The following is a 17,308-nucleotide window of genomic DNA, read 5'->3' as shown; positions in this document are numbered from 1 at the left end:
TCACGATGCCCCCCATTGCAACCCCGCATGCCAGACATGGCCCGGAAAAATAGTCGAAACTTCTGCACAGGCGCCGGGGTCATGTGAATAGAGCAACTATGCTGTTGAAAATCGAAGCAGAGCCTGCTTTCACCTTGTCCCTTAATGTGCAGTCGGTAAATGGGTATCGATCTTGCGTAGGTCTTGTGTGCCTGGCCATAGGAAATGGCCGTTTACAACCAAGTGCTGTACCAACACTGCATATCGAACTGGAGAAAACGATGATTAGTGCCGCTGTCAAAACCCAGAAGGGAGAGAGTTTTAATCAGCCGGCCAGCGAGCTGACCCATCTGCCGGTCTTCGCAACGACGAGCGCACCTGTGCTGCAACTGCCTCCTGTTCAACCAGCGATTTCTTCGGTGACCCGCAAGAAAGTCCTGTTCGTGACTTCAGAGATGGCCGACCTGGTGAAAACCGGCGGCCTGGGCGATGTGTCTGCCGCACTGCCGCGCGCCATGCGCCACCTGCACGATGTACGCGTGCTGATTCCCGGCTATCCACAGGTCATCAACAGTGGCAACCCGATCCATATCATCAGCGAGCTGCCCGGCCACGCCGCGCTGCCTCCCTGCAAGATCGGCCGGATGGACATGAAAGACGGTCTGGTCATCTACGTCCTGATCTGTCCCGAGTTGTACGAGCGTGAAGGCACGCCCTACGGTGACAATGACGGCCGCGACTGGTCCGACAACCACATCCGCTTCGCCCGCCTGGGCCTGGCTGCTGCCGACTTTGCTGCCGGCGCGGTGAAGACCCAATGGTGCCCCGAACTGGTTCATGCCCACGACTGGCCAGCAGGTCTGGCGCCGGCGTATATGAAATGGCGCGGGCAGAACACGCCGTCGATCTTCACCATTCACAACCTGGCTTACCAGGGTTTCGTCAGCATTGCCTCCAGCCGCGAGCTGGGCATTCCCGACGCAGCGCTGAACCCTGAGGGCATGGAGTTTTACGGTCAGCTGTCGTTCATCAAGGCCGGTATGGCGTATTCCAGCCATATCACTACCGTGAGCGCGACCTACGCCAAAGAAATCACCACACCGGATTTCGGCTGCGGCCTGGAAGGTTTTCTGCAGAGCAAGGCCGATCGCGGTCAGCTCAGCGGCATCCCCAACGGCATCGACGAGAGCTGGGACGCTGCCACCGACGAACACCTGATCTGCCGCTTTGCTCCGAATGAGTGGACGCGCAAGGAAATCAACGCCGACTACGTACGCGAGCTGTTCGAGCTGGAGCCTTCAACCGGACCGCTGTTCGCCGTGGTCTCGCGCCTGGTTTACCAAAAGGGCCTGGACCTGACCATCGGCGTGGCCGAGCACATCGTCAACAACGGTGGCCAGATCGCGATCATCGGCCGTGGCGAGCCTGACGAAGAAGACGCCATGCGCGACCTCGCCGCCCGCTTCCCGGGTCAGGTCAGCGTGCGGGTCGGCTTCAACGAAACCGACGCGCGCCGCATGTTCGCCGGCAGTGATTTCCTGCTGATGCCTTCGCGCTACGAGCCTTGCGGCCTGAGCCAGATGTACGCGCAGCGCTTCGGCTCGTTGCCGGTGGCCCGTCGCACCGGCGGCCTGGCTGACACCATTGAAGACGGCTGCACCGGCTTTCTGTTCGACGAATCCACTGTCGAGAGCTACAGCGAAGCCCTGACCCGTGCCTTCAAGGTCTTCGAGAGCCCGCTGTTGCTCAACGCCATGCGTTGCCGGGCCATGGCCGCTCCGTTCGATTGGCACAAGGCGGTAGAACCCTACGCCGATCTTTACCAGGAGCTGCTGAAGAAGAACGCAGGCGCGGCATTGCATTATTGATAACTCACTGATCAAGGAATTACGGATGCCTTCGCGCACGGATCAAAACTGGCGCCACGGCGCCGTCATGCTGGATCCACAACACACCCGGTTTGCCCTCTGGGCACCGGACGCCAAAAGCGTCAGCGTCGAATTCGAAAACGGGCCTGCCCAGGCCCTTCAGCCAGAGCAGGACGGCTGGTTCGTGCTCGAGACCGAGTGTGGAGCTGGCACACGCTATCGCTACAACGTCGCCATCGGCCCCGAAAACCACCTCACTGTTCCTGACCCGGCTTCCCGGGCTCAGGAAGGCGACGTGCATGGCTACAGCATTGTCGTCGACCAGGCGGCCTATCAATGGCAGAACACCCAGTGGCAAGGTCGGCCGTGGCACGAGGCGGTCATTTACGAGCTGCACGTCGGCGCGCTGGGCGGCTATGAAGGCGTAGAACAACGTCTACAGCATCTGGTCGACACCGGCATCACCGCCATCGAACTGATGCCCATCGCGCAATTCCCGGGTGACCGCAATTGGGGCTACGACGGCGTGCTGCCGTATGCCGCGCAGTCGTCCTACGGCACGCCCGACCAGCTCAAGCACCTGATCGACACCGCCCACGGGCTGGGTCTGGCGGTCATTCTTGATGTCGTCTACAACCACTTCGGACCGGACGGCAACTACCTCGGCGCCTACGCCAGCCATTTCTTCCGCAGCGACAAGAAGACCCCTTGGGGCGACGCGATCGATTTCCGCCGTCGTGAAGTGCATGATTTCTTCATTCACAACACGATGATGTGGCTGCAGGACTATCGGTTCGACGGCCTGCGTTTCGACGCGGTGCACGCCATCGAAGACCCGACCTTTCTCGAAGACCTGGCGAAGCATGTGCGCGAGACGATTCCGTCTGACCGCCACGTCTGGCTGACCCTGGAGAACGAATTCAACGAAGCCGGGCGCATGGATCAGGGCTACGACGCCCAGTGGAACGATGACGGCCACAACACGCTGCACGTGCTGCTGACCGGTGAGACCGACGCGTACTACACCGACTTCGCCGAGAAACCCACGCAGAAACTCGCGCGGCTTTTGGGTGAAGGCTTCGTCTATCAAGGCGAAGCCACTCGCCATGGCCATCTACGAGGCGAACCGAGCGGCCATTTGCCGCCGACCTCCTTCGTGCTGTTTCTGCAGAACCATGACCAGATCGGCAACCGTGCCTTTGGCGAACGCCTGATCCAGCTGAGCCCGCCGAAGGCGTTGCGGGCGGCAACCGCGCTGTTGCTGCTGTCACCGATGATCCCGATGATGTTCATGGGCGATGAATGGGGCGCGAGCGAACCGTTCCTGTTCTTCACTGACTTCCATGACGAGCTGGCAGACGCCGTGCGTGAAGGCCGTCGCGGCGAGTTCAAGGACTTTGCCGCGTTCAAGGACCCCGCCAAGCGCGAGCAGATTCCCGATCCCAACGCCCTGAAAACCTTCGAGGCCTCGCGCCCGGCGTTCGATGCGTTGCTGCTGGAAACCGACAAGGGCCAGGACCATCGCAACTGGCTTGAGCTCTACAAGAGTTTGCTGGAAATCCGCCGGACCGAGCTCTTCCCTCGGCTGCACGGCGCGAGCGCCCTCGGCGTGAAAGAGCTGGGCGACAAGGCCGTCAGCGCACGCTGGAAACTGGGCGACGGCAGCGAACTGCGCATCGATCTGAACCTCGGCACCGAGCCGGTCGACACCGATGACTACGCCGCTTACAGAGTCCTTCATCACTCCCACGGCAAGTCCGCAGAACTTTCCCACTCCGCCACCCTCAATCCCTACACGGCCATTGTCAGCCTGAAATCGAGTGACGTTGTGGAGGAACAGGATGAGCAATGAGCAACTGGAAACGCTGGCGGCCCAGGCGGGCCTGTCGGTTGACTGGAAGGACGCCAACGCCAAACCGCAACACGTAAGCCCCGAGGTCCTGCGCAAGGTCCTCGGCGGCCTGGGTTACCCCGCCGAGACGGACGAAGACGTCGAGGCCAGCCTCAAACGCCTTAAGCAAGAAAGCCAGCCGGCCACCCCGCCGCCGTTGATGACCGTCGACCATGCCAAGGATCTGGATCTGTCGGCGTGGTTCGCGCCGGCCACCGCGTTCAAGTTGACCCTGGAAGACGGCTCGCTGCTGGAAGCCAGCCTGACCGACAAGGCTGCGCTGCCCGGACTGGCCACGGTGGGTTATCACCAGTTGGAAGTGAACGGCCAGCAGTTGACCATCGCCGTTGCGCCGAAGACCTGCTACAGCCTGACCATGGCCAGCAAGAAGGCGATTGCCCGCGACTGGGGCCTGACCACTCAGCTGTACTATCTGCGTCGCGAAGGCGATGGCGGTATCGGCGACACCCAAGGGCTGGAAGCTTTTGTTCGCGCTGCGGGCACACGTGGCGCATTGGCCGTGGCAATCAGCCCGGTTCACGCGATGTTTTCCAACGACAGCGAGCGCTACAGCCCCTACTCCCCGTCCAGCCGTCTGTTCCTCAACGCGCTGTACGCAGCGCCCGGCACCATCCTCGGTGACCGTGCGGTTGAGCTGGCGATCGAGAAAGCCGGCCTGGCCGACGAGTTCAAACGTCTGGAAGCGCTGCAGCTGATCGAATGGCCCGCCGCCGCCAGGGCAAAATATGCCCTGCTACGCGAGCTGTATGCCGGGTTCATCGGCAGCGATCACCCCTTCCATGAAGACTTCAACAGCTTCCGGCGCGCAGGCGGCGAAGCGCTGGAAAACCACTGCCGCTTCGAAGCCTTGCGTGACGCCGGCGATGAGCTGGGCATTGGTGGTAACTGGCACGAATGGCCGGAGCAGTACAAGAATCCGCAAGACCCTGCCCTCGACGCCTTCGCCACAGAGCATGAGAAAGAAATCGGCTTTCACGCCTTCGCCCAATGGCTCATCGCCCGTGGCCTTGAACGTGCGCAGACCGCTGCCCGTTCGAGCGGCATGAGTGTCGGCCTGATCGGCGATCTGGCCGTGGGTGCCGACGGTGCCGGCAGTCAGGCCTGGAGCCGTCAGGACGAACTGCTTTCAGCCCTGACCGTCGGCGCGCCGCCGGACATCCTCAACCGCTCGGGCCAGAGCTGGGGCATTTCGGCGTTCTCGCCGACCGGCCTCAAGCGCAACGGCTTTCAGGCGTTCATTGAAATGCTCCGGGCCAATTTCGCCCACGTCGGTGGCCTGCGCATCGACCACGTGATGGGGCTGCAGCGCCTGTGGGTGGTCCCGTTGGGATCGCCTGCCAGTGAAGGCGCTTACCTCAATTACCCGCTGGACGACATGCTGCGCCTGTTGAGCCTGGAATCCTGTCGTCACGAAGCGATTGTTTTGGGCGAAGACCTCGGCACCGTGCCTGAAGGCCTGCACGAGAAACTGTCCGAGCGCGAGATTCTCGGCATGCGCGTGCTGCTCTTTGAACAGGACGACGCGACGTTCAAGCCCATCACGAAGTGGTCCAAAGAAGCACTGGCCACCACCAGCACCCACGACCTCCCCACCCTCACCGGCTGGCTGAGCGAGCTGGATATTCAGTGGAGCAAGACCCTGGGTTTTGTCGACGACGAAGCCGAGCAGAAGATGCGTGACGGCCGCGAGCGCGAGCGCCAGGGGCTGGTCAAGGCACTCAAGCAGAACTACACGATGCCGAGCGACGGTGACAACATCAGCGCCGCCGATATCATCGACTACAGCATTGCTTATCTTGGCCACACCCCGGCACCGCTGGTGTTGCTTCCGATCGAGGACGCCCTCGGTATCGAAGAGCAGGCGAACTTCCCCGGCACCATCGACAGTCATCCCAATTGGCGACGTCGGCTCAACGGCGACAGCGGTTCACTGCTGGACAACGCCGATGCAGCGCGACGTTTGAAAATTCTGGCAGCGGCACGGCAACAAGCCGCGGAGCGTGATCAAAAATGAGTACCCCTCTTAAATCCCTGCGCGCCACCCAGCGCTTGCAGTTCCATAAAGACTTTACCCTCGACGACGCGACCAAACTGGTGCCGTACTTCGCCAGCCTGGGCATCAGCCACATTTATGCCTCGCCGCTGCTCAAAGCCCGCGCCGGTTCCATGCACGGCTACGACGTGGTCGACCCACGGGTGATCAACCCCGAACTGGGCGGTGAGCCGGCGTTGCGCCGTCTGATCGCGGCGCTGCGTGAGAACGGCATGGGCCTGATTCTCGACATCGTCTCCAACCACATGGCGGTCGGCGGTAATGACAACCCCTGGTGGCTTGACCTGCTGGAATGGGGCCAGCGCAGCCCCTATGCCAAGTTCTTTGACATCCAGTGGAATTCCCCGGACCCGCTGCTCAAGGGCCAACTGTTGCTGCCGTTCCTGAGCACCGACTACGGCACCGTGTTGCAGAACGGCGAAGTGCCGCTGCGTTTCGACGCAGAAAACGGCAGCTTCCACGCCGAGCACTACCAGCATCACTTCCCGATCAACCCGGCCACTTACGCGCCGCTGTTGAAGGCGGCGAAGCGTCCCGAACTGGACGAAGTGACCCGGCGTTTCGCCGAGCTCGACCACTATCCTCAAGCCTACGAGCGTGCGCGTCAGGCCAAGGCCGAGCTGGCCGAAGCAGTCAAGGCCAAGCCCGAGCTGGTCAAGGCTATCGAAGAAGGTCTGGCGCAGTTCGATTCCAGCACACCGGAAGGCTTTGATCGCCTGCACCGTTTGCTTGAGCAGCAGGATTATCGTCTGGCCAGCTGGCGCACGGCGGGCGATGACATCAACTGGCGGCGCTTCTTCGACATCAACGAGCTGGGCGGCCTGAAGGTCGAGCGCTCGCAGGTGTTCGAAGCGACCCACGGGAAGATTTTCGAACTGATCGCCGAAGGCCTGGTAGACGGCCTGCGCATCGACCACATCGATGGTCTGGCCGACCCGCGCGGCTACTGCCGCAAGCTGCGCCGTCGCGTCGACAGCCTGATGAAACTGCGCCCTGCAGGCACCGAGCTGGATCGCTTGCCGATCTTCGTCGAGAAGATCCTCGGCCCAGACGAGCAACTGCGCACTGACTGGAATATCGACGGCACCACCGGTTATGAATTCATGAACCAGGTGTCGCTGCTGCAGCACGATCCCAAGGGTGAAGCCGTGCTGGGCGAGCTGTGGAGCCGCCTCAGCGGGCGTACGGCCGACTTCAACAAGGAAGTGCTGGAAGCCCGCGATCTGGTGCTCCACGGCACCCTGGCGGGGGATTTCGAGAACCTGGCCCAGGCGCTGCTGCAGGTCTCGCGCAGTGACGTGATGACCCGCGACCTGACCCTCGGCGCCATCCGCCGCGCGCTGCTGGCGCTGGTGAGCAACTTCCCGGTCTATCGCACCTACCTCACCGCGTGCGGCCGGTCGGCTGAAGACGAGCGCTTCTTCCGGCAGGCCATGGACGGCGCGCGCGAGATGCTCGGCGAAGGTGACTGGCCGGTGCTGGATTCACTCAAGCTGTGGCTGGGCGGCGAGAAGCTGCGCGACTACCCGACCGGCCCGTTGCGCGAAATGCGCCGCAAGGCCGGCAACCGTTTCCAGCAACTGACCTCGCCTGTGGCAGCCAAGTCGGTGGAAGACACCTCGTTCTATCGCTCCGCCGTGTTGCTCTCTCGCAACGATGTGGGCTTCCACCCGCAACATTTCAGTGCGCCGGTGAACGATTTTCATCAGGTCTGCATCGAGCGTCACGCGACTTTCCCGAACAACCTGCTGACCACTGCCACCCACGACCACAAACGCGGCGAAGACACTCGCACCCGTCTGGCTGTGCTCAGTGAACTGGCACCCTGGTACGCCGAGCAGGTCGAGCGTTGGCAGCAATTGTCGGCCCCTCTGAAGACCGGCGAAACGCCCATCAGCCCGGGTGACGAGCTGATGCTGTATCAGGCGATCATCGGCAGCTGGCCGCTGGATCTCGAAGGCGAGCCGGCTTTCGAGGCCTACGCAAAACGCCTGACTCAGTGGCAGGAGAAGGCCCTGCGCGAAGCCAAACTGCACAGCAGCTGGAGCGCGCCCAACGAGGCGTATGAGACCGCTTGCCGCGAGTTTCTCGAGCACTTGCTGTTGCACCCCGACGGCCTGGCGCTGCGCCAATCCATCGGTGCCACAGCCAATCGCATCGCGGCGGCCGGCGCGCTCAACAGTCTGGCGCAAACTTTGCTGCGCATGACTGCCCCTGGTGTGCCTGATCTGTATCAGGGCACCGAGTTCTGGGACTTCAGCCTGGTGGATCCGGACAACCGTCGTCCGGTGGATTACCCCGCTCGCGAACGTGCGCTGCAGGCATCCGTTCCGGTCACCGAGCTGTTGAACCAGTGGCACGACGGCCGGATCAAGCAGGCGTTGATTGCCCAGGTGCTTCGCCTGCGCAATGAGTACCCCGCTCTGTTCAGTGAAGGTAAGTATCAACCGCTGGAAGTGGTCGGCGAAAAAGCCGATCACGTCATCGCTTTTGCCCGGGTAACGAAGGAGATGCGGGCTATTGTTGTGGTTCCGCGCTTGCCGGCTGAACTATTGGGCACTGCGCAAACTCCATTCATCAATGCAGAAAATTGGGGCGATACACGAATCAACCTGCCGTTCGCTGATTCACATCCAAATTGGAAGGGACTTTTTTCACAGGCTACAGTCACATCCAGCAAGGAAATGTTGCTCAGCGCAGCGCTCAAGGAAATTTCTGTAAACCTGCTTATACAAACCTTGTGATACCGGGAGTGTCGAGATGAGTGCCGACGATAAAAGAATCAGCGAGCTTGCCCACCAGATCTGGGAAACGGAAGGCAAGCCACATGGGCAAGATGCCCGCCACTGGGAAATGGCTAGCAAGTTGGCCGCCGCCGAGGCGAAGTCGCCTAAAAAACCGGCTGCTGCGAAGACGGCGAAGTCCAAGCTTGACGGCAAAGCGGAGCCCAAGGCTGCCGCCGCCAAACCCGCTGCAAAGGGTGCAGCCAAACCGGCGGCGAAGCCTGCTGCCAAGCCTGCGGCTAAAACTGCAGCCAAGCCCGCAGAGAAATCCGCTGATCAGGCGGCAAGCAAGCCCGACGCCAAAGCAGACGCCAAGCCTGCCGCTAAACCGGCTGCCAAAGCGCCGGCCAAAGCGCCTGCGAAACCCAAGGCTGCTGCGAGCGGTACTGATGCCCCTGCAAAACCGGCCGCCAAGCCTGCTGCCAAGAAGCCTGCGGCCAAGCCGGCGCCTTGATCGCATACCGTAACGCGTCACTGCTGCGCAGCTAACACCCCTACCGCAGGGATCGTCTCAAAACGGTCGTCACCCTGCGGTAACTTTCAAACCTGTTGCATCGATGGCGCAGTCCTGTACTGAGGCCACGGCTTTGTTCGCCTTCAGGAACTCATTCGCACGTCAGGAATACACATGAGCACGCAAGATAAGAACGCCGCTACACAGAATGAATCCGGCAACGCTGGCAGCCCAGAAGTCACCGCTTCGCGCATTCGTGAAGGCCTGCCCTTCCCGCTGGGCGCGAGCTGGGACGGCCTCGGCGTCAACTTCGCCATCTTTTCCGCCAACGCCACCAAGGTCGAGCTGTGCCTGTTCGACTCTGCCGGCGAAGTGGAGCTTGAGCGTATCGAGCTGCCGGAATACACCGACGAAATCTTCCACGGTTACCTGCCGGACGCCCACCCGGGCCAGGTTTATGGCTACCGCGTATACGGTCCGTACGATCCGAAAAACGGCCACCGTTTCAACCACAACAAACTGCTGATCGACCCGTACGCCAAGCAACTGGTCGGCGAGCTGAAGTGGTCCGAAGCGCTGTTTGGTTACACCATCGGTCACCCGGACGACGACCTGAGCTTCGACGAGCGTGATAGCGCGCCGTTCGTGCCCAAGTGCAAGGTCATCGACCCTGCGTACACCTGGGGCCGCGAGCAGCGTGTGGACGTGCCGTGGGACAAGACAATTTTCTACGAGACCCACACCCGCGGTTTCACCATGCGTCACCCTTCGGTACCTGATGAAGTCAAAGGCACGTTTGCCGGCCTGATGGTCGATGACGTGATCAAGCACATCAAAGGTCTGGGCGTCACCTCGATCGAATTGCTGCCGATCCACGCCTTCGTCAACGACCAGCACTTGCTGGAAAAAGGCATGACCAACTACTGGGGTTACAACACCCTGGCGTTCTTCGCACCGGACCCGCGCTACCTGGCCCACGGCAAGATTTCCGAGTTCAAGGAAATGGTTGCGCACATGCACCATGCCAACCTGGAAGTGATTCTGGACGTGGTCTACAACCACACTGCCGAAGGCAACGAGCGCGGCCCGACCCTGTCGATGCGCGGTATCGACAACGCCTCCTACTACCGCCTGATGCCGGATGACAAGCGTTACTACATCAACGATTCCGGCACCGGCAACACCCTCGACCTGAGCCACCCGTGCGTCCTGCAGATGGTCACTGACTCGCTGCGTTACTGGGCGACCGAGATGCACGTCGACGGTTTCCGCTTCGACCTGGCCACCATCCTCGGCCGTTACCACGACGGTTTCAGCGAGCGCCACAGTTTCCTCGTGGCCTGCCGCCAGGACCCGGTGCTGCGTTCGGTGAAACTGATCGCCGAGCCATGGGACTGCGGTCCAGGCGGTTACCAGGTCGGCAACTTCGCGCCGGGCTGGGCGGAGTGGAACGATAAATTCCGCGACAACATCCGTGCGTTCTGGAAAGGCGACGAAGGCCAGCTGGCCGACTTTGCCAACCGCATGACGGCGTCGGGCAACCTGTTCAACCAGCGTGGCCGCCGGCCATACGCGTCGGTGAACTTCATCACCGCCCACGACGGTTTCACCCTGCACGACCTGGTGTCGTACAACGACAAGCACAACGAGGACAACGACGAGAACAACCAGGACGGCAGCAACGACAACCGCTCCTGGAACTGTGGCGTCGAAGGCCCGACCGAAGATCCGGAAATCAACGCGCTGCGCCTGCGTCAGATGCGTAACTTCTTCTCGACGCTGCTGCTGGCTCAGGGCACGCCGATGGTGGTCGCCGGTGACGAGTTCGCCCGCACCCAGCACGGCAACAACAACGCCTATTGCCAGGACAGCGAGATCGGCTGGGTCAACTGGGACCTGGACGAAGACGGCAAGGCCTTGCTGGCCTTCGTCAAGCGCCTGATCAAGCTGCGCCAGTCGTACCCGATCCTGCGCCGCAGCCGTTTCCTGGTGGGCGATTACAACGAGTCGCTGGGCGTCAAGGACGTCACCTGGCTGTCGCCAAGCGGCGAAGAGATGAGCATCGAGCAATGGGAAGACCCGAACGGTCGCTGCCTGGGCATGCTGATGGATGGCCGCGCGCAGGAAACCGGTATCCGTCGTCGCGGCTCTGAAGCCACGCTGCTGCTGCTGGTCAACTCCCACCACGACGGCGTCAACTTCACCCTGCCGGAGGTGCCGGAAGGCCTGAACTGGACCAGCCTGATTGACACCAATCAGCCGGAGATCGATGGCACGGATCAGTTCGAGTTCGGCAGCGAGTACACGGTCACGCCGCGTTCGCTGTTGCTGTTTGAACTGCAAAAGGCTCCACAGGCGTAAGTCTTCGCGTCTGGATTCATAGCGACACGCTTGCCCGCGACAGGGTCGGTCAGCCAGGAACAACGGCTGACTGATTCGGTCGCGGGCAAGTTTCGTTTTACGCCCTCCCTTTCCCGACCTGCGCCCCACTCCTGCGCCAACCCTCCCGCTTTCATTGACTTTGTAGTCACGAATCGACCTTCGTGTTCTAAAACTACAAATTATGTAGTGCTTGAAAATAATCACTACAAAACCGTTGACGAGGCCTTTTGCCGACTGCATAGTGCAGGCGTCTCCCCGATCGGGAGAGCTGGCAAAAGTATTCCGGGCCCGTTCGACACAGCCGTCGAACCACCTCTGGATGTGTGCTGCCCACAAGGCAGATTGATGAAGCGGAACCTGCAAGATCGACCCACCAGGCCGAGTGCTGGCGAAACGTCCTCATGACACTTGTGGTCGACCACTCAGTCGCCCGTGTCCTCAGGCGTCCGCCCCTGCTCTCCCAGGTCCGATCTTCCCTCTGCTCTCATCAGTATTCACACACTTGCGGCCCGGCACCGGCTCTGTGCACCGACGGACCATGCTTGTCAGCGACTGGAAGGACTGCGAATCGACGGACGATTCGCCATTGCGTTTGAACTCACTCGATAGATTAACCAGTGGTCAAAAAGGGGTAACAACCATGAACCTGAACAACCAACCTACCATTGATCAATTGGCTCGACTGTTCGCCGCACGCAAGGATTCCCTGGATAGCCACATCCTCTGGGTGTGCGAGGAAGGTAACGTGCACATGGACGGCCTGGGTGCCTGCACCGAGGAAGAACAATTCGAGAGCCAGCACCCGCACATGCGTGCCCGGCTGAAGATGTACCGCAAGGGCCACGGCTACGTCGGCAAGAAGGCCGCAGCGGACAAGCAGTTCCTCGGCCAGGTGCTGGAAACCCTGAGCAGTGAATGGGGTGCCGTTCAACAAGCGCCGGGCCTGCGCGTCATCGACAAGCTTTGCTGATTGAAGCGCCGTTGCCTGCCTGTTTTCGATGGGCAGGCAACGGTGGTTTCTTGCGGCGCTGATCCCGCTGCAAGCCCCGCGACAACGCCCCCCGTCCGCCTCCCCCGATTTGCCTTGAACTTGGCACCGCCATCCCCTTCCAATGCAAGCGAGCCGCGTCGACGGTTGCGCATCAATCCATGGAACAGACAACGCCCGCGTGCGTAATTAAGGTGCCGTAATGGATCTGGACAAGCTCAGCAAACACGTCAAGGCCGGGGAAGTCACCGAGGTCAACCTGGTGTCGATCGAAGGTGGCTCGTACGCCATACATGCGCTCCTGGACGGCAAGTCCAATGCCGTCAGCAGCCCGGACGGCAAAGTCCTGCACGTGGCCTCGGTCGACGAAGCGCGCAAATGCCTGTCGTCACTCCAGGAAGTGAAGCTGTTCATCGTCCACCCGGTGGTGTACGACGAAATGGTCGGGCAGCCCCACACCACACCCGAAGCGCCACGCCAGCCGATTCCGTTTCGCTCGGGTAATTGATTGGGATGTAGGACCGGCTTCAGCAGGGAACAGGCCAGTGTGAGCAGCCTGGATTTTACGGCGTGACTACTGACGTTTTCCCGGCTAAAGCCGGTCGTGCAAAGCCTCGAATCGTGTCCACGAAATCCCCTTCAAAATGCCAGCTTGTATCCGATCGCCAGTAGCATCAGCGCCAGGCACGGACGCAGGATGGCGTCGGGGATGCGGCCAGTGAGGTGGCTGCCGATGTAGATGCCCGGCAGCGAGCCCATCAGCAGGTAGCCCAACATCGACCAGTTCATGTTGCCCATGCTGGCGTGGCCGATGCCGGCGATGAGGGTCAGGGGCACGGCGTGGGCGATTTCGGTGCCGACCAGGCGGCGGGTTTCGAGGAAAGGATAAAGCAGGAACAACGCCACCGTGCCGAGCGCGCCGGCGCCGATAGAGGTCAGCGCGACCATGGTGCCGAGAATGACGCCGGTCAGCACCGTTAGCCCGTTCAGGTTTCGTGTGCTGAGGCGGTAGCGATCACCGGCGTGGCGTTGCGCAAACGCCAGCAGGCGCTTCTTGAAAAAGATCGCCAGCGCGGTCAGCAGCAGCACCACCCCCAGCGCCTGTTTGATCACCGAGTTCATCGCGTCAGGCGCCGTGTGCAGGCTGCTCAGAAACCACAGCGTCAGCCCGGCGGCAGGCACGCTGCCCAAGGTGAGCCAGCCAGTGATACCCCAGTCGATGTTGTCGTTTTTTCTGTGAACCAGCACGCCGCCGCTTTTGGTGATCGCGGCGTACAGCAGGTCGGTGCCCACCGCTGTGGCGGGGTTGATCCCGAACCACAGCAGGATCGGGGTCATCAGCGACCCGCCGCCCACCCCCGTCATGCCGACGATAAAACCCACCACCAGTCCTGCTACGACGAAACCTGCGTTGCCAAAATCCATTGCTCTGCCTGACTGAACATTCAAAAGCCGGCGGGCAGGATAGCGATTTTTGCTCTAGGCACCGCTGCTTTTCTTATATGGCGGCTAGATCGAGACGCTATATGGTTATAACCGAATGCGCGATCAGACCGTGCCCGACTCGTTCATCAAGGCTCACCCTCCCAGTAATCCAGCGTCGCGTCGGGGCGTTGGACGGCAGCAAACGCCCGTGCCCCATTAATGGTGACCATCGCCTGGTACTTGCCGGAGTCCGGGTATTCGCACACTTCAGGCGTCTCGCGGGTACTGATGGACAAATACTTCAGCGGTGCATCCGAGGTGTTGATCAACTGGTGGGGATACTCCGGCCCCGGCGGAATGAAGATGACATCGCCGCTGCGGATCGGCAGCATTTCCCCTGCTACGCGCAGCGTGCCCTGCCCGTCGAGGATGACGAACATCTCTTCCTGGGCGTAGTGAAAATGATAGGGGCACGAACGCTTGCCCGGCGCGACGATGTCCACCGACGCCCCCAGCTTCTGCGCGGCGGTGTCAGTGCCCAGGCGCGCGGCATGGCTCTCGTACAACGGGTCACGCCGCTCGTGCTGCAGCGGCACCTCGTTGAAGTTGCGAATCAGGCGCGCGGCCAGTTCGCTGGGATCAATGCTCATGGCTTGCTCGAGTTAAAGGTGTACGGCCGAGAGTAGAACGCGCGGGCCAGGAGTACAAATGGGGTGAGCGGCAAGCGATACGCTGCAAGCTGCAAGCGGTTCGCAGCGAGCAGCGGGTGTTCAGATCATGACCCGTCGGGTGAGGTGCCCGGCTGAGACCGGGTATGAGACGTACAGGCCTGAATCCACTTGGGCTCGGCATGCGTGGGCTTGAGCGCGGACTTTGTGCGCCGCCGCCAGCAGGCGTTGCGCATCCAGTCCCCCATTGATTACTGCATCGACGATCGCGCGCGCGATGTCGTCCAGCCCCGCTTCGGCCGACACCAGCAGCAGATGAGCGCCGGCATTCAAGGCGGCGACGGCGGTGTCGGCGATGCTGTTGCCGCGCAGGATGGAGACGGCGTCGAGGTCGTCGGACACGATCAGCCCTTCAAAACCCAACGTATCTCGCAGCAGGCCGATCACCGCCGCCGAGGTGCTGGCCGACCGGTGCGGATCCAGCGCCGGAAACACCGCCGGCCCCGGCATGATCGCGCCGACGCCTGCCGCAATGACCTGGCGGAACACGTCCAGCCCGTCGCGGAGCGCAGCAGCGTCATCAGGGACGGTAGCCTGCTCCACCGCCGGGTCCTGCTCAAGTCGGGGGTGACCGGGAAAGTGCTTGGCCGTGGCGATCACGCCAGCGCGTTGCACACCGCGAATGAACGCGCAGGCAATGCGCGCCACTTCGACGGGATCGGGCCCGAGATTACGCTGGTGCAGCCAGGGATTGACCCCGGTGACCACGTCAACAATCGGCGCCAGGAACAGGTTGACGCCCATGACCCGGGCCGAGCTGGCCATTTCATAACAGCGCGCTTCGATGTCTTCGGTGCTCATGTGGGTTAATTCGGCCGCAACCGGCATACCGGGCACCAGACCGTGCAGGCGCTGGATGCCGCCAAGCTCCTGATCGACGGCAATCAGCACTGGCGCTGCCGCACACACCGCCGCCTCCCTGGCGATCGCGGAAAATTGCGCGTCGGTTTCTTCGCGGCGCCGCTCGAAACTCATGCGCCGCGCCAGGTACTCGTCACGGGTCTCGCCCAGCAGTACCGACACGCCGCCGGCTTGCAGATGCCGGCGCACGGGTTCATCCAGCGCCAGACCGGCGATCGCCGGCATCAGGACTGACCGCGCAGCTCGTTGCAGTTCATCGTGTGACATGTGCTCTCCGTCGATCAGGCGATGACGAGCCCACGTCACGTGAATGTGACTGCTCGTTTCCGCTCACTTTATTCGCTAAACGAGCAATGTCAACTGAACCGAGCGCTATGAGCGTCAGTAGCGAGCAAGATAAGTCACCGCAATAATCGCTCGGAGGCTCGTTGAGAGCCGGGGGCAAGGGTCATCGACGAGAGGCAAAAATTTTGGGCACGTGCGCTTTTCATTTGCACGGTTGCTGGTCAACATAGGCGCCCATCGACCCGGTCGAACTGTTTCCGTTTTCTTATTCAGGATGAATTGATGCGCCTTTCATTTCCGTACTCGTTACTGGGCTGCGCCATGTCCGTGGTGCTGGCGGGTTGCAGTTCAACCCCCAACAACCCGTCGTTCAATTTCGATACCGCCAAGACGCCGTCAGACTACGCCAAGTGCATTTACCCCAAATGGCAGCAGATCAAGCCCGGCACGACCATGACCGAGAGCAAGGGCCATTACAAATTACTGATCTCCGGCAAGATCGCCTCCGATGAAATTCTCGAGGTCTACAAAGGCAACCCCAATACCCGGGTTTTCCTGTACCAGCGCGCTCCGCTGTCGTCGGCTTTCGGCCGCAATGCCCTTGAGACCGCGGTCCGCGAGTGCCTGTGACGACCGTGTGAATCGTGATGCGCGGTTTCGTCGCACGGCACTGCTCCCAGCGCCCGGAATCGCGGGCTGCGCTTGAGCCATGCGCCACGGCCCCACTGCCCGGCCACGCAATCGGGCTGAACTTTTGCTTTTACGGCTTCCTCTGAAAGTGACACCGCCTGCCGATGGCAGGCGCAGTTTCAACTTCAGCAGTTTCAATTCAGAGGAAAGCGAAAGCATGAGCAATCAATTGAACGGCAAGAAGGTTTTGATCATCACGTCCAACACCGGCATCGAGCGCGACGAACTGCTCAAGCCGCTGGAAGCGTTGAAGGGCCAGGGCGCTGCGTTGACCCACGCCTCCATCGAAGGCGGCACCGCGCAACTGTTCCTGAACGACACCGACAAAGACGCCGTGGTGACCTCAGACACCAAGCTGGCCGGTCTGTCTGCCGCTGATTTCGATGCACTGGTCATTCCCGGCGGCACAGTCAACGCCGACACACTGCGCCAGGACAGCGATGCCCAGAAGCTGGTTAAAGCATTCGCCGACGCCGGCAAGACCATCGCGTCGATCTGCCATGGCCCATGGCTGCTGATTGATGCGGGTGTGATCAAAGGCAAAACCCTGACCTCCTACCCAAGCGTGCGCACCGATCTGGTCAATGCCGGAGCGGCTAACTGGGTCGACGCCGAGGTCAAGGAATGCCCGGCCAACGGCTGGACCCTGATCACCTCCCGCACGCCAGACGATCTGCCTGCGTTCAACGAGGCGATCGCCAAAGCACTGCTGGCGGGCTGAAGCTTCATCAGCACGCCGTAACGCCAGAACCATCGACGCCGCTGATCAGCGGCGTCGCTGCGTTTGGGAGATGCCTCCACGCCTGACAAGCGAGGCGGTGGTCTTCGTAAACGAAAATACTTGAAACCAAATTTCCATCGCTTCGGTCGACATCGAAGGACGCCGCGATCAGCGCAGGT

The 17,308-nt window shown here is 61.4% G+C and carries 13 protein-coding genes; 10 read left to right on the top strand and 3 right to left on the bottom strand.

Going from position 1 to position 17,308, the window contains the following annotated elements; genetic code table 11:
- Positions 1-260: 260 nt before the first annotated feature.
- From glgA to OKW98_RS12445, 8 genes are all read left to right on the top strand, one after another.
- Positions 261-1,847, top strand: a complete 1,587-nt coding sequence (gene glgA, locus OKW98_RS12480) for a glycogen synthase GlgA (protein WP_265389430.1) — start codon at positions 261-263, stop codon at positions 1,845-1,847.
- A gap of 25 nt (positions 1,848-1,872) precedes the next feature.
- Positions 1,873-3,699: a malto-oligosyltrehalose trehalohydrolase gene (gene treZ / locus OKW98_RS12475; protein ID WP_265389429.1), complete on the top strand. Its 1,827-nt coding sequence runs from the start codon at positions 1,873-1,875 to the stop codon at positions 3,697-3,699.
- The gene (gene malQ, locus OKW98_RS12470) at positions 3,689-5,773 is read left to right on the top strand and encodes a 4-alpha-glucanotransferase (protein WP_265389428.1); all 2,085 of its coding nucleotides are present in this window, start codon (positions 3,689-3,691) and stop codon (positions 5,771-5,773) included. The genes treZ and malQ overlap by 11 nt, the downstream gene beginning before the upstream one ends.
- The gene (locus OKW98_RS12465) at positions 5,770-8,556 is read left to right on the top strand and encodes a malto-oligosyltrehalose synthase (RefSeq protein ID WP_265389427.1); all 2,787 of its coding nucleotides are present in this window, start codon (positions 5,770-5,772) and stop codon (positions 8,554-8,556) included. The genes malQ and OKW98_RS12465 overlap by 4 nt, the downstream gene beginning before the upstream one ends.
- Positions 8,557-8,572: 16 nt before the next feature.
- Entirely contained in the window at positions 8,573-9,049 is a 477-nt protein-coding gene (locus OKW98_RS12460; RefSeq protein WP_265389426.1) for a DUF2934 domain-containing protein, read from the top strand.
- 174 nt (positions 9,050-9,223) lie between these two features.
- Positions 9,224-11,410, top strand: coding sequence for a glycogen debranching protein GlgX (glgX, locus tag OKW98_RS12455; protein WP_265389425.1), 2,187 nt, complete (start codon positions 9,224-9,226; stop codon positions 11,408-11,410).
- A 661-nt stretch (positions 11,411-12,071) separates the two neighbouring features.
- Positions 12,072-12,401, top strand: coding sequence for a hypothetical protein (locus tag OKW98_RS12450; protein WP_074885710.1), 330 nt, complete (start codon positions 12,072-12,074; stop codon positions 12,399-12,401).
- Between the two features lie 220 nt (positions 12,402-12,621).
- A complete protein-coding gene (locus OKW98_RS12445; RefSeq protein ID WP_265389424.1) occupies positions 12,622-12,927 on the top strand; it encodes a DUF6482 family protein in 306 nt (101 codons plus the stop codon).
- A 131-nt stretch (positions 12,928-13,058) separates the two neighbouring features.
- On the opposite strand, the gene OKW98_RS12440 is transcribed toward OKW98_RS12445, so the two are convergent.
- The 3 genes from OKW98_RS12440 to OKW98_RS12430 all read right to left on the bottom strand — a co-directional run bounded on the left by OKW98_RS12440 (position 13,059) and on the right by OKW98_RS12430 (position 15,700).
- A complete protein-coding gene (locus OKW98_RS12440; RefSeq protein WP_265389423.1) occupies positions 13,059-13,844 on the bottom strand; it encodes a sulfite exporter TauE/SafE family protein in 786 nt (261 codons plus the stop codon).
- A 146-nt stretch (positions 13,845-13,990) separates the two neighbouring features.
- Positions 13,991-14,494 carry a cupin domain-containing protein gene (locus tag OKW98_RS12435; RefSeq protein WP_265389422.1) on the bottom strand — a complete coding sequence of 168 codons (504 nt, stop codon included), beginning with the start codon at positions 14,492-14,494 and terminating at the stop codon, positions 13,991-13,993.
- A 120-nt stretch (positions 14,495-14,614) separates the two neighbouring features.
- A complete protein-coding gene (locus OKW98_RS12430; protein WP_265389421.1) occupies positions 14,615-15,700 on the bottom strand; it encodes a glycoside hydrolase family 3 N-terminal domain-containing protein in 1,086 nt (361 codons plus the stop codon).
- Positions 15,701-16,000: 300 nt separating this feature from the next.
- On the opposite strand from OKW98_RS12430, the gene OKW98_RS12425 reads away from it, so the two are divergent.
- Both OKW98_RS12425 and OKW98_RS12420 read left to right on the top strand, forming a co-directional pair.
- Positions 16,001-16,348 carry a hypothetical protein gene (locus OKW98_RS12425; protein WP_265389420.1) on the top strand — a complete coding sequence of 116 codons (348 nt, stop codon included), beginning with the start codon at positions 16,001-16,003 and terminating at the stop codon, positions 16,346-16,348.
- Positions 16,349-16,565: 217 nt separating this feature from the next.
- On the top strand, positions 16,566-17,129 hold the full coding sequence (locus OKW98_RS12420; RefSeq protein ID WP_265389419.1) for a type 1 glutamine amidotransferase domain-containing protein: 564 nt from the start codon (positions 16,566-16,568) through the stop codon (positions 17,127-17,129).
- The last annotated feature ends 179 nt before the right edge of the window (positions 17,130-17,308 follow it).

This window comes from Pseudomonas sp. KU26590, from assembly GCF_026153515.1.
GTDB lineage: Bacteria > Pseudomonadota > Gammaproteobacteria > Pseudomonadales > Pseudomonadaceae > Aquipseudomonas.
The sequence above is the reverse complement of the archived record's forward strand: the minus strand, read 5'-3'. Positions and strand labels throughout refer to the sequence as shown.

Coding starts and splice junctions, on each gene's coding strand:
- glgA (WP_265389430.1), top strand. CDS start 261: ATGATTAGTGCCGCTGTCAAAACCCAGAAGGGAGAGAGTTTTAATCAG.
- treZ (WP_265389429.1), top strand. CDS start 1,873: ATGCCTTCGCGCACGGATCAAAACTGGCGCCACGGCGCCGTCATGCTG.
- malQ (WP_265389428.1), top strand. CDS start 3,689: ATGAGCAATGAGCAACTGGAAACGCTGGCGGCCCAGGCGGGCCTGTCG.
- OKW98_RS12465 (WP_265389427.1), top strand. CDS start 5,770: ATGAGTACCCCTCTTAAATCCCTGCGCGCCACCCAGCGCTTGCAGTTC.
- OKW98_RS12460 (WP_265389426.1), top strand. CDS start 8,573: ATGAGTGCCGACGATAAAAGAATCAGCGAGCTTGCCCACCAGATCTGG.
- glgX (WP_265389425.1), top strand. CDS start 9,224: ATGAGCACGCAAGATAAGAACGCCGCTACACAGAATGAATCCGGCAAC.
- OKW98_RS12450 (WP_074885710.1), top strand. CDS start 12,072: ATGAACCTGAACAACCAACCTACCATTGATCAATTGGCTCGACTGTTC.
- OKW98_RS12445 (WP_265389424.1), top strand. CDS start 12,622: ATGGATCTGGACAAGCTCAGCAAACACGTCAAGGCCGGGGAAGTCACC.
- OKW98_RS12440 (WP_265389423.1), bottom strand. CDS start 13,844: ATGGATTTTGGCAACGCAGGTTTCGTCGTAGCAGGACTGGTGGTGGGT.
- OKW98_RS12435 (WP_265389422.1), bottom strand. CDS start 14,494: ATGAGCATTGATCCCAGCGAACTGGCCGCGCGCCTGATTCGCAACTTC.
- OKW98_RS12430 (WP_265389421.1), bottom strand. CDS start 15,700: ATGTCACACGATGAACTGCAACGAGCTGCGCGGTCAGTCCTGATGCCG.
- OKW98_RS12425 (WP_265389420.1), top strand. CDS start 16,001: ATGCGCCTTTCATTTCCGTACTCGTTACTGGGCTGCGCCATGTCCGTG.
- OKW98_RS12420 (WP_265389419.1), top strand. CDS start 16,566: ATGAGCAATCAATTGAACGGCAAGAAGGTTTTGATCATCACGTCCAAC.